Here is a 15,086-nt window from a genome sequence, read left to right as displayed (position 1 = left end):
CCGCCCATCTTACCGAATGACCCGCACCCCGGCATCGACAAAGGCCTGTACCACCTCGTCAGGCGCGGCCGGGTCGGTAACAAGCACCTCAACCACCGACAGGGGCGCGAATTGCAAATACCGGTCCTGCCCAAGTTTGGAAGCGTCGCAGAGCAGGTACGTATGCGCGGCTTGCCGCATCAGGGCCAACGTAAGGGTAGCCTCTTTTTCACCATTGGCACTCAGTCCGTTAGCAACCGACACCCCATCGACACCCACAAAGGCTTTGTCGGCCCGGTAGCGGGCAATGTGGCTTTCGGCCGTCAGGCCATGTACGGCCTGACGCTCCTTGTCTACCTCACCGCCCACCAGATTCAGGGTCACATTAGACCGCATCAGCTCGGCTACCACCGGCAATGAATTGGTTATGACCGTAATGCGCTTTTGCCGAATGTAGGGACACAAGGCAAACACGGTACTGCCACAATCCATGAAAATGACGTCGCCGTCGACAATTTCGGCGGCCGCCCGCCGGGCAATCTGCTCTTTGGCCTCATGCTGTTGAGCCGACTTACCGGCAAACGAAACCGGGCGGTCGGCAAGGCCCGGCAGCATAGCTCCGCCATGCGTTCGGATAATCAGCCCCTGCTCGGCCAACGCGTTGAGGTCGCGCCGAACGGTCATATCCGATAAATCGAGCGAGGCCGCCAATTGGCGCACGTCGACCGCTCCTCCCGCTTGCTCAAGGAGTCCTAAAATTTTTGCCTTACGAATTTGAAAGCTCATTCAAAGGTAGTTCATTTGCACAATATCAAACAATTTCAAACAAAATCAAACATGAGTAACCGAATTCGCCATATCGAACGCACCGTTTTGTCGGACAACTGGTACGTTCTGAACAAAATCACGTTTGAGTATCAGCAGAAAAACGGCCAATGGGTAAAGCAGTCGCGCGAGGCTTACGACCGGGGCAATGGGGCAACCATTTTGCTCTACAACCCGGAAGCCGACACGGTGATTCTGACCCGACAGTTTCGGATGCCTACGTACCTCAACGGCAACACGCCCGACGGGATGCTGATTGAAACCTGCGCTGGCCTGCTCGACAACGACACGCCCGACGTAGCTATCCGTCGCGAGACTGAGGAGGAAACCGGCTACCGCATCCATCACGTTACGAAGGTAATGGAAGCCTACATGAGTCCGGGCTCCGTGACGGAGAAGTTGTTTTTTTACCTGGCGCACTACCACCCCAACACCGAACGGAGCGAAGGGGGCGGGGTGGAGGAAGAAGAAATCGACGTGCTCGAAATTCCGCTTACCGAGGCTATACAGATGATCCGGTCGGGCACGATTCAGGACGGCAAAACGATTATGCTGCTCCAGCACCTATACATTACGCAACTGACCGCGCAACAAGGTCTTAATTGACCCGTTGGCCGGGCCACACACGAACCAAACGTTGGACAAACGCGCCGGGTCGGCTATGTTTGCGGGTAAACCGTTTTCAATCGTCCTTATGCGTCTATCCGTACCAATTCTATCTACACTGTTTGGGTTGCTCCTTTTGATGCTGGCGTGCCGGGGTCCTGAAGGCCCACAAGGGCCGGTTGGCCCGCAAGGACCAGCCGGACCACAAGGGCCTGCCGGGGCTGCCGGGCAGAACGGAGCCCCTGGGCAGAACGGAACACCGGGTTCGAGCACCGTAGTGACGGTGGTACAGGGAGCCGCCAACGTGCTGCAAATTACGTATTCGGCCCGGCCCCATACGGGTAACGAAGACCTCCGGCTAACCTTCCCGGCATCGAGTTCGCTCACCTTCGACCAAATAGAGAAAAGCTCATTTAATGTGTACGTCAAACAAACCGTAGCCGACGCGCAGGGCAACCGCCTGTCGTACTGGTTTGCGGTGCCGGGGCAAACACCCGTCGGCAACGCGTACAGCTACTATCTTTTTCCGGGCAACTCAGGGTTGAGTGCGGCCCTGTTTCTCAAACGAACCACTAACTTCCGGCTTGGCCCCGAAGATTTCGACGCTATCCGGGTCGTGGTGATCCCCGCCAGTCTGCTCGTGGGCGGGCGCCTGGCCGTAGACTGGAGCCGGTACGAATCGGTACAACAGGCATTTGGATTGTCCGATTAAGCCCCGCCCCGTACCTGCTCTACTGCCGGGCAAAGCGAAATTGGACTTTCCCCGATGCCGCCGGGTTGAGGCCGGTAAAGAGTACCCGCTGAATTGTCTGATTAGGCCATTTGCTCTTGAAGCCCTCATCGTCGGGTTCGGTCAGGGCAATGGGTTCCACGGCTACCTGCCAGCGCTTTGCATCGTAATACAGCACCACCGGCTGCATTGGTTCGGCTCCACTCCACCGGAACACCACCCGACCGGGCGTAGCCGTATCGACCCGGCAGGTGGTCATAAAACTTTGTTGCAACGAACGGGGGGCCGTTGCCAGTGCGTACTCGTCGGCCACCGAAACGGTTTCGTTCTTACGGTCGAGGGCTACCGTCCGCAGCCACGTTTGCACGCCCGCTTCGGCCGGATACGCTTTGGCAATGTCCATACTAAGCGAAGCCCCCCGCGCTGAGGGTGTATAGCGCACGGCCTGAGCCTCGTACTTCCGGCCGGCTGGTTGCCCTAATCCGTTGATGGTTGGCAGGTTGTGGTAAGCCGATTGGGTCCACCAGAGGCTGTAGCGTTTCGACGAGAACGTTTTGGCGGTGTACGTTCCCCGCCCAGCGTCGATAATTACCGGGCGGCCATCGGCATACAGGATAAAATCGCCCACGTCGTTATGATTATGGCTTTCGTTGTTGTGACCCGCGTGGGTAGCCACATACAGCCCTTTGTCGGAACGGGCTGTCATAACCTGCACATCCGGAAACCACACATCCCGTACGCCCGCAAACGAAGTCTGGGTAGCGCCCAGCCGGGGTATAGCCAGCAAATTTTGCACTTGCCGCTGCCGGTGAAAACCACGTTGCCGAAAAGCGTTTCCTTTCAGTTCGGGTTGGGTAAATGTCTGGTATGCCCACGCGCCAAACCGTCTGAGGGTATCGTCGGCAATCTGTTCCCCAAACCGGTACAGCATCAGCCCGTCAGGTTTGAGCGTGGGGTCAGCATCGGCGAAATCAACGAAATAGCCACCGTCGATATGCATTTTGTAGACGTACGAAGCCATGTTTCGAATAAGCGGCAACCGATACACGTCTATCTTGCCATTGCTGGCGCTGTGCAGTAGGTCGAGTGCATCGAACACGCAGGCCCCGGCCGCAAACCAGTAGCTCGGCCCTTCGTCGCAACCACCGTCTTCGCCCAGGCCGTTGAGATAAATATCCAGGCCGTCCATGGCAGCAAACGTCATCTGACTCCGGCGCTGCTCATCGGGCTCAAGCAACAGGGTGGCCGTCAGCCAGTTTGCCATAATCCACGGATTCCAGTTGTTCACTTTGGCATCGCGCTTGAGCCATACGTATCGGTTTGTTTGCGCTATGGGCTTAAAAATCCGTTCGTTTGTTTCGTGGTAAATACGAGGGCGAATCAGGCGCGACACCGTTGCCAGCCGGTCGCCGAGCAGATAGTCGGTCAGGGCCAGCACCGCGCCGGTTTCGGCCGCAAACAGGTCCACAATACGGTCTTCTACATTGGGCAGGCCACTACCCGTTTTTTGCACACTCAGGTGAGCCGGAATGCCCCAGAAACTTTCTTCACAAATAGCCCAGACGTAGTTCACAATCGGGTCGATAAACCGCCCCTTCCCCTCCACCGATTCGGCCAGGACCAAATCCATGAGCTGATGCCGCCGGGCAAACGATACCCCTTCGTAGTGGCTCCGGTTGGCCGTGCGCACAAACTCGAGTATAAGGGTTGCGGGCAAGGTCGGCATCGGTTGGGCGGCCGTTTCTTCGCCCGCCCGGACCAGTTTGAGCCGCAGGCTGTCGGGTAGGGCTTTTTGCCAGGCGTCGGGCGTCCGCGGGTAGGGTGTCCAGGCAGCCCGTGGCACCAACGCCGACCGGACAGCCTCGGCCGAATACCGGCTCACCAGTACGTTGCGCGGTACTACCTGCGCCGACGCGCTTAGTGCGCAAAGGAAGAGAAAAGAAAGGAGGTGTTTCATATCCGCAAAAGGGTTAAGTCGGACATCCCTAACGGTGTTGTATCGGATAAAACACGTCCTCCATTCGATTTAACAACCCTAGATGGGGGCAATTTGGGCCTTACAGCCCCACAACCGATCCGGCTCGCCCGGCCTGCGCTTTAGTGTATATTGTATCGAAAATTGTATATTGTAAAGCAATACCAACAGACTATGCCTAAAGCAACCTACCTTTTGATGAGTCTTCTGCTCACCGCTTTTCTTTCTACCCACTCACTCTGGGCACAGAAACAACGGATTAGGGTTGAGACGGATTTGGGCGTAGAGCTCATCAACGCGCTCGAAGTGCAGAATGCTTCCGAGTTTTTGAAGGACTCCCTCGCCGACCCATACCTGTATCGAACCACCCGTCTGATGCGCATTAGTTACGAGTTCTTCGCCCCGTTTCGGCAACACCCGGCCGTAACACGTACGCATTGGATGACCGAAAAAATCGGGACAGGCGTGTATCTATTGCCGCTGTTTTACGAAGGCTTTCCCCGGCCTCGTCGGCACACCCCCGTTTCACCCGAAATTCTACAGGCAATCCATCCGCAGGCCGATTCGGCGGCACGGCTGGTTGATGAGTATATGCTGTTGGTGAGTGCATTTTACCGTGATGCCGGTTTTGCCCGCTTTCAAAAGCAATACCAGTACGTTTACACACAAGCGTTGGCGCAGGTTGAACGTAACTTACCACCTGCCCGCTTCATCCCCACTATGGAGGCTTACTATGGTGCCCGCAAGACGGCTTACCGCCTGATCATCAACCCTTTTTTCAAAGCGAACTGGGGTATGGCCTGGGAGGTAACTACCGCAAGCGGCCGGGTTGCCAACCAAATTGCAGCGCCACTCGGCGAGCAATCGGTACCGTCTAACCGGGTTATGGATGCCGGTTTCGATAACCCGGAACAGATTCGAAACCTGTCGGTCCACGAATTTGGACACACGTTTGTTAATCCGCTCACGGCCCTGCCAGCCATTGCGCCAACCCTTGCTGCACACAAAAACCTGTTTCAGCCCATTCCGGGACAAGGGCAATACTCCGACTGGGAAACCTCCTTCAACGAGCACCTCGTTCGGGCGGGCGAAGTACGCATTGCCCTCGCCCTGGGTTTACCGAAAGTTGCGCAGCAATTACGCACCGAAAATGCCAACTGGATGTACCTTCCCTTTTTTGAAAAGCAATTGACCCGCTACGAAGCAAACCGGAAACGATACCCAACGCTGGCCTCGTTTTTACCCGATCTTATTGCCGAGTTACCCACCATCCCCCGCTAATACAACGCACTTAGTTTGCGGTTGAAACACGCCGAAGGCCACCCAATTACTGGTTGGTGCCCGCTCGCATCCACGTATGGGGCAAGCTGGTTGTCAGCAGTAAAAGTAGAATAAGCCAAAACGGCTGCTTTCTGCCTTGAGCAGCAAGCCTGCCCCCTATTCCGTCATTCTACTTCGTATGGTTCAGTCCAACAATTCGCTTACACCCGCCTACCTTTCCGCCAAACTACAGCGATTCTGGGAGCTGTCGGCCCGGAAAATCCGGCTCATCGAAAAACAATACGACGCCCGTAAAGGCTCACCCGTGTTTACCGTTCAGGGCCGGTACACGACCCGCGGCTGGACCGAATGGACACAGGGCTTTCAGTACGGCTCGGCTATTGTGCAGTTCGATGCTACGGGCGATGCGGAGTTTCTCGACCTCGGCCGGGCGCAAACGCTCCAGTCGATGGCCCCGCACGTGAGCCACGTAGGTGTACACGACCACGGGTTCAACAACGTGAGCACCTACGGCAACTTACTGCGGCTCATGCGCGAAGGCAAAATTCCGACAAACGAGTGGGAGGCCAACTTCTACGCACTGGCGCTCAAAATTTCGGGGGCGGTGCAGGCTAATCGCTGGACGCCCATCCAATCGGTGGCTCCTGGTATGCCCGAAGCCGGTTTTATTCATTCATTCAACGGGCCGCACTCGCTGTTTGTCGACACTATCCGGTCGTGCCGGGCGCTGGTGGTGAGCCACCTGCTGGGCCATACCTTTCAGGCCGAAAACGACCGGCGTATCAGCCTCCTCGAACGGGCCTTGCTGCACATCGACGCCACGGCCCGCTTCTCGGTCTATTACGGCGAAGGCCGCGATAGCTACGATATTTGGGGACGCACGGCCCACGAGAGCGTTTTTAACGTCACCGACGGCAACTACCGCTGCCCGAACTCCCAGCAGGGTTACACGGGTTTCAGCACCTGGACCCGCGGTTTGGCCTGGGCCATGTGTGGGTTTGCCGAAGAGCTGGAAGCCCTCCCCCTCCTCTCCGACACCGACCTCGACCGGCTCGGTGGGCGGGCAGCCATTGAGGCCATGATGCTCAAGGGAGCTCGTGCCACCTGCGACTTTTTCCTGCAACACACCCCCACCGATGGCGTCCCGTACTGGGACACCGGGGCCCCGAATCTTTACAAGCTGGGTGATTACCTGAACCGGCCCGCCGAACCGTACAACGACCACGAACCGGTCGATAGCTCAGCGGCTGCAATTGGGGCACAGGGCCTGCTCCGGCTCGGTCATTACCTGCAACAGAACGGCCGGGATGTTGAAGCGGGTCGGCGGTACTGGCAGGCTGGCCTTACCGTGCTCGACACACTCCTCCAGGAACCGTACCTCAGCACCGACCCCGCGCATGAGGGGCTATTGCTCCACTCGATTTACCACCGGCCCAACGGCTGGGACTATACCCCCGAGGGCAGTCAGATTCCGTGCGGGGAGTCGAGTATGTGGGGCGATTACCACATGCGCGAGCTGGCTCTGTACGTACAGCGTATAATCGACGGCGGACCGTACTACGCGTTCTTCAACTGTGTTCCAACCCCCAACCAATGAGCGGCAAATACAAACCCAAATATACCCGGATGGCCCAGCTAAAAACGGCCTCCGACCTATCGGCTTACCTGCAAACCCACCAAATCGATCTACCGTACGACGAGACGCTGCTCCCCCCGGACCAAAGTCCGTTTGGCAAGCCCATTGCCCTCAAATCGGGTAAAACGATTGGCAACAGCCTGTGTATTCTGCCGATGGAAGGCTGGGACGGTACCCCCGATGGTAAACCGACTGATTTTACCCGCCGACGGTGGCTCAAATTTGCCGAAAGCGGAGCCAAACTCCTGTTCGGGTGCGAGGCTGTGGCCGTGTGCCACTCAGGCAAGGCAAATCCCAATCAGCTGGTTATTAACCCCGAAAACTTCGACGAGTTTGTTAGCCTGCGCCAGCTGATTCTCGATAAACACACTGAGCAGTTTAACCGTACCGACGACTTAGTCATCGGGCTGCAACTCACCCATTCGGGCCGGTTTTGCAAGCCGAACAGCCACCGGCAGTTCGAGTCGAAGATTCTGTATGCGCACCCCTACCTGAACCAGAAATTTGGGATGGACGCCGATTATCCGGTACTCACCGACAGCGAAATCGACGACATTATTGAACATTACGTAGCTGCGGCCGTGCTGGCGCAAAAGGCCGGTTTCGACTTTGTCGACATCAAGCACTGCCACGGGTATCTGGGCCATGAGTTTCTGAGTGCCGTGAACCGCGAAGGCCGGTACGGGGGCAGTTTTGAAAACCGGACGCGGTTTCTACGCAACATCGTGGCCGGTATCCGACAGGCCGCACCGGGGCTCGAAATGGGCATCCGGCTCAGTGCGTTCGATTTGTTGCCGTTCAAAAAAGGGCCCGCCGATGTGGGCATCCCCGAACCGACCGACGCGTATCCGTACGCGTTTGGCGGGGCAGAATCGGGCCTGACTATTGACCTGAGCGAGCCGAAGGCATTTCTGGAGCTGGCGCAATCGCTGGGGATTCAGATGATCTGCATTACGGGGGGCAGCCCGTACTACAACCCCCACCTGATGCGCCCGGCCCTGTTTCCGCCCTCCGACGGCTACCTGCCGCCCGAAGACCCGCTGCTGGGCGTAAAACGGCAAATCGACGTGACTCACGAACTGAAAAAGGCGTTTCCAGAGCTGGTCATTATCGGATCGGGGTACTCATACCTGCAGGAATGGCTGCCCAACGTGGCTCAGTACGTGCTGCGCGAGGGCATGGCCGACAGTGTGGGCTTCGGCCGGATGGTGTTGTCGTACCCCACTATGCCCGCCGATATGCTGGCCGGGCAGGCGTTGACGCGCAACCTGATTTGCCGCACCTTCTCCGACTGCACCACCGCTCCTCGAAACGGGCTTATTTCGGGTTGTTACCCGCTCGATACTCTGTACAAAAAACTTCCCGAAGCCGAACAGCTCAAAGAACTCAAGTTTTAAGGAGTGAACGAGTGCGCCCTTTCACCTTTTCGCTCTTTCACCAAAAGTACCCTGCCATAAGTGAATGAACCCTGTAAAATGTACAATGAACAATTGCATTACCTGCTGACAATCAACCATCTCATTGTACATTTTACATTATTCATTTAATTCTGTCTGACTCATGACACCTAAAAAAGTCGCTTTTATTACCGGAAGCAGCCGGGGCATTGGCTTAGGCATTGCCGAACATCTGGCCCGGAAAGGATTCGACCTGGCCATCAACGGGGTGCGCGAGGAGTCGGCCGTGACGGAGGTGCTGAATCAGTTACGGACACTCGGAACCGAGGTGATTTACTGCCGGGGCAGCGTGGCCGACGCCGACGCCCGACGCCAAATGCTCAGGCAAATTGAGGCCCACTTTGGCCAGTTGAATCTGTTGGTAAACAATGCGGGGATTGCCCCCAGGGTTCGGGCCGACATTCTTGAAGCAAGTGAAGAGAGTTTCGATGAAGTGCTGACGGTGAACCTGAAAGGCCCCTACTTTCTGACTCAGGCCGTGGCCAACTGGATGATTACCCAGAAAGAAGCGAACCCCGATTTTGAGGGGAGCATCATCACGGTATCGTCTATTTCGGCCACGGTAGCCTCCGTAAACCGGGGCGACTACTGCCTGTCGAAAGCCGGCTTGAGCATGGCAACGCAGTTGTTCGCGGCCCGGCTCGGTGCGTTCGGGATTCCGGTGTACGAAGTGCGGCCGGGCATTATCAAAACCGACATGACGGCAGGCGTCACCGACAAATACGACAAGCTAATTGCCGACGGTCTGACCATACAACCCCGTTGGGGCTTACCCGACGATGTAGGCCGGGCCGTAGCAGCCATTGCCGAGGGTGGGTTCCCCTACTCCACCGGTCAGGTGTTTATGGTCGATGGTGGCCTGACACTCGCCCGGCTGTAAATGGGTTCATAGTTTTGGGTTTATTGTTTCTGGTTTATTCTGATTGCTTATTTTAGGTTAGTGGAGTCGGCTACCGGCCCTCATAACCAACTCTTTACCTTATCTTTAATTTCCTATAAACCTTACCTATTTTTCTCATGCAAGACTCCTCTGTTTCCCGGCGGAAGTTTATCCAGACTACCGCCCTCGGAACGGCCGCGCTGGGACTTCCCACGCTTATTCCGAGTAGCGCCTTCGGGGCCAACGACCGCCTGCGGGTGGCCGTTATCGGTATCAACGGCCGTGGTCAGGACCACATCTCCGGTTTCTCTAAACTGGAAAACGTAGAAGTTGCCACGCTTTGCGACGTCGACAATGTGGTGCTGCAAAAGTCGGCCACCGAGTTCGAAACCAAGTACAAGCGCAAGGTCAAAACCGAGCAGGACCTCCGGCGGGTGTACGAAGACAAAGACATCGACGCGGTGAGTATTGCCACGCCCAACCACTGGCACGCACTGGCTACCATATGGGCCTGTCAGGCCGGCAAAGATGTGTACGTGGAGAAACCCGCCTGCCATAACCTGTTTGAAGGTCGTAAGCTGGTGGAAGCAGCCAACAAATACAACCGGATTGTGCAGCATGGCGTGCAGTTACGCAGCTCGGTAGCCATTCAGGAGGCTATTAAACACCTGCGCGACGGCCTCATTGGCAAGGTGTACATGGCTCGCGGTACGGTGTACAAATGGCGGCCCGACATCGGCAACCTGGGCAACTCACCGGTACCCGACGGCCTCAACTGGGACTTGTGGCAGGGACCGGCCCAAACCCGCCCTTTCAGCAAAAACTACGTGCATTACAACTGGCACTGGTTTTGGGACTACGGCAACGGAGACATTGGTAATCAGGGTATTCACGAAACAGATCTTTGCATGTGGGGGCTCGACGTGGGGCTGCCCGAGGTCATTACATCTGCAGGGGGTAAGTTTCTCTGGAACGATTGCAAAGAAACCCCCGAAGTGCTCACCTCTACGTACCACTATCCCAAGCAGGGTAAAGTGATTCAGTTTGAGGTACGCCCCTGGATGACCAACAAAGAAGACGGCGTAGAAGTCGGTAATATCTTCTACGGCGACAAAGGCTACATGGTTATCAACGGCTATGCGGATTACAAAACGTATTTGGGGCGCAACCGCGAGCCCGGCCCCGCCCGCAATGCCGGTGGCGACCACTACAAGAATTTTGTGGATGCCGTGCGGGCGCGTGACAAAAAACTGCTCAACGGCCCCATCGAAACGGGGCATCTGGCGTCGTCGCTGGCGCACCTCGGCAACATTTCGTACCGGCTCGGGCGCACGCTGCACTTCGACCCGCAAAAGGAAGTGTTTGTGAACGACAAGGAAGCCAACGCCATGCTCACCCGCAAGTACCGGGCGCCGTACCTGGTTCCCACAACGGTGTAATTTGGTAAGATGCACCAACAAAAAGATGACATCTCTCTAAACGAGATGTCATCTTTAGAACACCCCAGGTGGTGCCAGCTTGAAAAGATGATGCACCAACGAAAAAGATGACATCTCTCCAAACGAGATGTCATCTTTGGAACACAAATGCCAGTATCCATCTCGACAGGAGATCAGGCATCGCTCTAAACGAGATGTCAGTTCTAAAGACGGCATCATTCTCGCTTTTTTTGAGCGTGAACCTTTATTTTTACCCTACAGCAGCTCCTTCGGGAGCTGTTGTTTATTTAGCCTGTTCTTCATCAAACCCATGCGCATACCGTACTTTGCCTACCGACTCGGGTTTTTACTTCCGACCCTGATTCTTCTCCTCAGCAGCTACTCCGTTCCTGCTCAATCGTTTAACCAGACCGACATCAACCGTTGGCAACAACGGGCCAAAGGCGTCACCATCACCCGCGATACGTGGGGAGTACCCCACATTTACGGTAAAACCGATGCCGACGTCGTGTTTGGCCTCATGTACACGCAGTGTGAAGATGATTTTGCGCGGGTCGAAGAGAACTACATCACCTCCATTGGCCGATTGGCCGAGGTAGAAGGCGAATCGGCGCTGTACCACGACCTCCGGGCCCGGTTGTTTATGGACACGACCCAAGCCATTGCGGTGTATAAAAAAAGCCCGGCCTGGATGAAACAACTGCTCGACGCTTTTGCCGATGGCACCAACTATTACCTCTACACCCACCCCGAAGCAAAACCCCGGCTAATCCGCCGGTTTCAGCCCTGGATGCCCCTGATGTTCAGCGAGGGAAGTATCGGCGGCAACATCAGCGTGGTGCCCATCGACCGGATCAAGGCGTTTTATGAGGGAACTCCTAAAACCTCGTGGGTGCCCCGCGAAGATTACTACGAGCGCGAATCCATCGGCTCCAACGGGTTTGCCGTGGCCCCATCGAAAAGTGCCACCAAAAACGCTCTCCTGCTCATCAACCCGCACACATCGTTCTACTTCCGGTCGGAGGTGCACATGGTGAGTGAGGCCGGTCTCAACGCATACGGGGCCGTAACGTGGGGTCAGTTCTTTATCTATCAGGGCTTCAACGAAAACTGCGGCTGGATGCACACCTCCAGCTATGCCGATTCGATGGACGAATACCTCGAAACAGTCCAGAAGAAAAACGGAAAACTATACTACCAGCACGGCGGCAAGCCCAAACCGGTTCGGACACAGACCGTGCGGCTACCCTACAAATCGGGCAATGGCGTGCAGTACAAGGACTTCACGATGTATTTCACACACCACGGCCCTATAGCCGGCCAACAGGGCGACAAATGGATTGCCGTGGCCATGATGAATACCCCGCTCAACGCGCTTTCGCAATCGTACCTGCGCACCAAAGCAAAAGACTACGCGAGCTACCAGGAGGTAATGAAACTGAACGGTAATGCCTCAAACAACACCGTGTTTGCCGACCGCACCGGCACCATTGCGTACTGGCACGGCAACTTTATGCCCCGTCGGGATACGCAATTTGACTGGAACAAACCCGTTGACGGCAGCAACCCGGCCACCGACTGGAAAGGACTACACCCCATTACGGAGCTGGTACAGGTGCGTAACCCGGCATCGGGCTGGATTCAGAACTGCAACGCTACGCCCTTCACGGTATCGGGGCCGAGTAGCCCCGTCAAGGCTAATTTCCCCGCTTACATGGCCCCTGATGCCGAAAACTACCGCGGTATCAACGCGGTACGGGTGTTGAGCCAAAAATCGATCTTTACGCTCGATACGCTGATTGCGGCTGCCAACGACCCCCATCTGGCGGCTTTCGACGATTTACTGCCTCCCCTGCTGGTGGCTTATGGGTCAGTTTCGAGCGACCCCAAATACAACGGAAAAGACCTGGCCGAAGCCATCAATATCCTCCGAACATGGGACCGGGGCTACGGTGTTGGGTCAGTTGGGCAAACCCTGGCGATTTATTGGGGGGAAAAAATTGGGCGACTGGCGCGCACCCGGGCCTCGGCCGACACCCGATTCGACAACCTCGGCCTGAGCGATTTTATCCTAAAAAACACCTCAGAAGCGGAAAAAGTAACCGCTCTCACCGAGGTCCTGAGCGACCTGAGCCGTCAGTTTGGCACCTGGCGTATGCCCTGGGGTGAGGTAAACCGCTACCAACGACTGACGGGCAAAATCAACGAAACCTACGACGACCAGAAACCAAGCTTGCCGGTTGGCTTTACCTCGTCGGCCTGGGGCTCGCTGGCGGCATACGGTGCCCGCAGCTACCCCGGCACCCAAAAACGCTACGGCAACGTGGGCAACAGCTTTGTGGCCGTGGTTGAGTTTGGCGAGCGGGTCAAGGCCCGGTCGGTGGTGACGGGTGGGCAAAGCAGCCGCCCCGGCGACAAGCACTTTACCGATCAGGCAGCGCTGTACTGCGAAGGCAAGTTTAAAGACGTCTTGTTCTACCCCGAAGACGTACAGAAACACGTCGAGAAAACCTATCATCCCGGCGAGCGGTAATCGCCAGACGCGGGGTCTAAACGAGACACCGGCCCGCCTACTCGAACAGGGTGTTCGGTAAGGCGGGCCGGTGTCTCGTTTTAGGGTCGGTGAGTTAGCTTACCAACCCGGATTTTGCTTCAGGTTCCGGGGAGCGCGGTTAAGCTCAGCCTGCGGAATAGGGAATCGGTACATTTTCTCGGAGAAAATCCGGTTTTCTACCTGAAAACGGATGTACGTCAGCGTGGTGCCGTTGCGCACAATCCGCATCCCCGTTACGGGCCGGTTGAACAACTGCTCACCTTTGCGCCACCGCCGAACATCGTAGAACCGGTGGTCTTCAAAGCAAAGCTCCACCTGCCGTTCCTTCTGGATCCGCTCGCGCATCTGGTCTTTGGTAAGACCCGCTGGTAAGGCTGGCATACCCACCCGCGACCGAATCTGGTTCACGGCCGTATACACATCGGCCACCGGCCCCTGTGCTTCGTTGAGAGCCTCGGCATAGTTCAGCAGCACTTCGGCATACCGGAAAATAACCCACGGCCGCCGGACGTTGATGGCCGTACCTACCCCCCAAAACGCCGACTCGCTCATGAATTTACGCATGTAATAGCCCGTTTTGGTGTTGTTCACGTTGGTCGGCACATTATCGCGGCCACCTTCAAAAATCTCCACCGGACGACCTTTGAACGACGCGCCGTTCACGATAATGAACAGACCCAACCGGGGGTCGCGGTCGTTGTACGGGTTGGCCGGGTTGTAGCCCGACGTAGGGTCGGTGATGGGCTTGCCAGTCGACCGTACATCAAACGCATCGACGAGTTCCTGGGTCGGGTTAGTGCGCCCGCGGGCTCCATCGTACCCTACGGGCGCATTGTTCAGCTCCAGCGTGTTGTTGTTGTCGGTCTGGCTCGCAAAAATTACCTCGTTGTTATACGCCAGCGAGCCGTAGTTCCAGAGGTTTGGCAACTGGGCCTGCGTCAGCAGCGAGTGTTTGTTGAGCACCATCACGGCCCGGGCTGCATCAGCCGCCTGTTGCCACCGGGCCACATCACCGGTGGGGTTGTTGAGCGGACTGGCCGCGTACAACAGCGTGCGGGCTTTCAGGGCCAAAGCGGCCGTTTGGCTCACCCGCCCTTTGTCGCCAGCTGCCTGATCGACCAGACCACCCGGCGCTACCATCACCGCGGCCGAATCGCAATCGCGGACAATATGTGCCACCACCTCTTCGACCGTATTGCGGGGCAGGTCCAGATTATCGGCCAGGGTGTACGACCGGGTTGCCAGTACAATAGGCCCGTACCGACGCATCAGCTCAAAGTGGAACATGGCCCGCAGGAAGAAAGCCTCGCCCCGCAACCGTGGAATATCCGAGGCCGGATTAATGGCACTCTCCCCTGCTTTTTCGAGAAAAATATTAGCCCGGCGCAGATAATCGTACATGTTGGCGTACTGATCGTCGTTGGTCCGTAGCGAGCCCCAGGTATCGTTATTGAAAATATTGATGTTGGAGCTCAGGTTTGAGTTTACGGCTTCGTCGGTGGCTTGCGAAAACATGGAGCCGTTACCGTCGAGGTTGTACCGGTTAAACGTCCCGAAATACACGTTGCTCAGAAAGCCGCGCGCATTACGGTCCGAACTCCAGATTTCGGTTTCGTCCCGAATATTTCCGTCCGTAAAATCAAAGCTCAGAAAGTCGTCTTTGCAGGCTACCAGCGTGCTGAGCATGCCTACCGAGAAGAGAATGGATACTATTTTTTTCATGG

The 15,086-nt window shown here is 56.5% G+C and carries 11 protein-coding genes; 8 read left to right on the top strand and 3 right to left on the bottom strand.

All coding sequences use genetic code 11. From position 1 onward, the window contains the following. Positions 1-9 precede the first annotated feature (9 nt). Entirely contained in the window at positions 10-765 is a 756-nt protein-coding gene (locus F5984_RS04355) for a DeoR/GlpR family DNA-binding transcription regulator (RefSeq protein ID WP_152123011.1), read from the bottom strand. 51 nt (positions 766-816) lie between these two features. Between F5984_RS04355 and nudK the strand changes: the two genes are divergently transcribed. Continuing rightward, on the top strand, positions 817-1,410 hold the full coding sequence (gene nudK / locus F5984_RS04350) for a GDP-mannose pyrophosphatase NudK (RefSeq protein ID WP_152123010.1): 594 nt from the start codon (positions 817-819) through the stop codon (positions 1,408-1,410). Positions 1,411-1,498: 88 nt separating this feature from the next. Next, positions 1,499-2,122, top strand: a complete 624-nt coding sequence (locus tag F5984_RS04340) for a collagen-like triple helix repeat-containing protein (protein WP_221412951.1) — start codon at positions 1,499-1,501, stop codon at positions 2,120-2,122. 19 nt (positions 2,123-2,141) lie between these two features. Here F5984_RS04340 and F5984_RS04335 read toward each other — a convergent pair whose 3' ends face one another. Continuing rightward, the gene (locus F5984_RS04335) at positions 2,142-4,097 is read right to left on the bottom strand and encodes a heparinase II/III domain-containing protein (protein WP_152123007.1); all 1,956 of its coding nucleotides are present in this window, start codon (positions 4,095-4,097) and stop codon (positions 2,142-2,144) included. A 192-nt stretch (positions 4,098-4,289) separates the two neighbouring features. Here F5984_RS04335 and F5984_RS04330 point away from each other — a divergent pair, with 192 nt between their 5' ends. The 6 genes from F5984_RS04330 to F5984_RS04305 all read left to right on the top strand — a co-directional run bounded on the left by F5984_RS04330 (position 4,290) and on the right by F5984_RS04305 (position 13,341). Continuing rightward, positions 4,290-5,396, top strand: coding sequence for a DUF4932 domain-containing protein (locus F5984_RS04330; RefSeq protein ID WP_152123006.1), 1,107 nt, complete (start codon positions 4,290-4,292; stop codon positions 5,394-5,396). A 178-nt stretch (positions 5,397-5,574) separates the two neighbouring features. After that, positions 5,575-6,993, top strand: a complete 1,419-nt coding sequence (locus tag F5984_RS04325; RefSeq protein WP_152123005.1) for a glycoside hydrolase family 88 protein — start codon at positions 5,575-5,577, stop codon at positions 6,991-6,993. Then, complete coding sequence (locus F5984_RS04320; RefSeq protein WP_152123004.1) at positions 6,990-8,429, top strand: oxidoreductase; 1,440 nt, start codon at positions 6,990-6,992, stop codon at positions 8,427-8,429. Before F5984_RS04325 ends, F5984_RS04320 begins: the two co-directional genes overlap by 4 nt. Positions 8,430-8,592: 163 nt before the next feature. After that, positions 8,593-9,369 (top strand): 3-ketoacyl-ACP reductase, encoded by a 777-nt coding sequence (locus tag F5984_RS04315; RefSeq protein WP_152123003.1) that lies wholly within the window; start codon positions 8,593-8,595, stop codon positions 9,367-9,369. 137 nt (positions 9,370-9,506) lie between these two features. Beyond that, positions 9,507-10,808: a Gfo/Idh/MocA family oxidoreductase gene (locus tag F5984_RS04310; protein WP_152123002.1), complete on the top strand. Its 1,302-nt coding sequence runs from the start codon at positions 9,507-9,509 to the stop codon at positions 10,806-10,808. Between the two features lie 310 nt (positions 10,809-11,118). Next, positions 11,119-13,341 (top strand): penicillin acylase family protein, encoded by a 2,223-nt coding sequence (locus F5984_RS04305; protein ID WP_152123001.1) that lies wholly within the window; start codon positions 11,119-11,121, stop codon positions 13,339-13,341. Between the two features lie 99 nt (positions 13,342-13,440). Here the strand turns inward: F5984_RS04305 and F5984_RS04300 are convergent, their stop codons facing one another. After that, positions 13,441-15,084, bottom strand: a complete 1,644-nt coding sequence (locus tag F5984_RS04300; RefSeq protein ID WP_246168813.1) for a RagB/SusD family nutrient uptake outer membrane protein — start codon at positions 15,082-15,084, stop codon at positions 13,441-13,443. Between the last annotated feature and the right edge of the window lie 2 nt (positions 15,085-15,086).

The sequence above is a fragment of the Rudanella paleaurantiibacter genome (assembly GCF_009184635.1).
GTDB classification, from domain to species: domain Bacteria; phylum Bacteroidota; class Bacteroidia; order Cytophagales; family Spirosomataceae; genus Rudanella; species Rudanella paleaurantiibacter.
The sequence above is the reverse complement of the archived record's forward strand: the minus strand, read 5'-3'. Positions and strand labels throughout refer to the sequence as shown.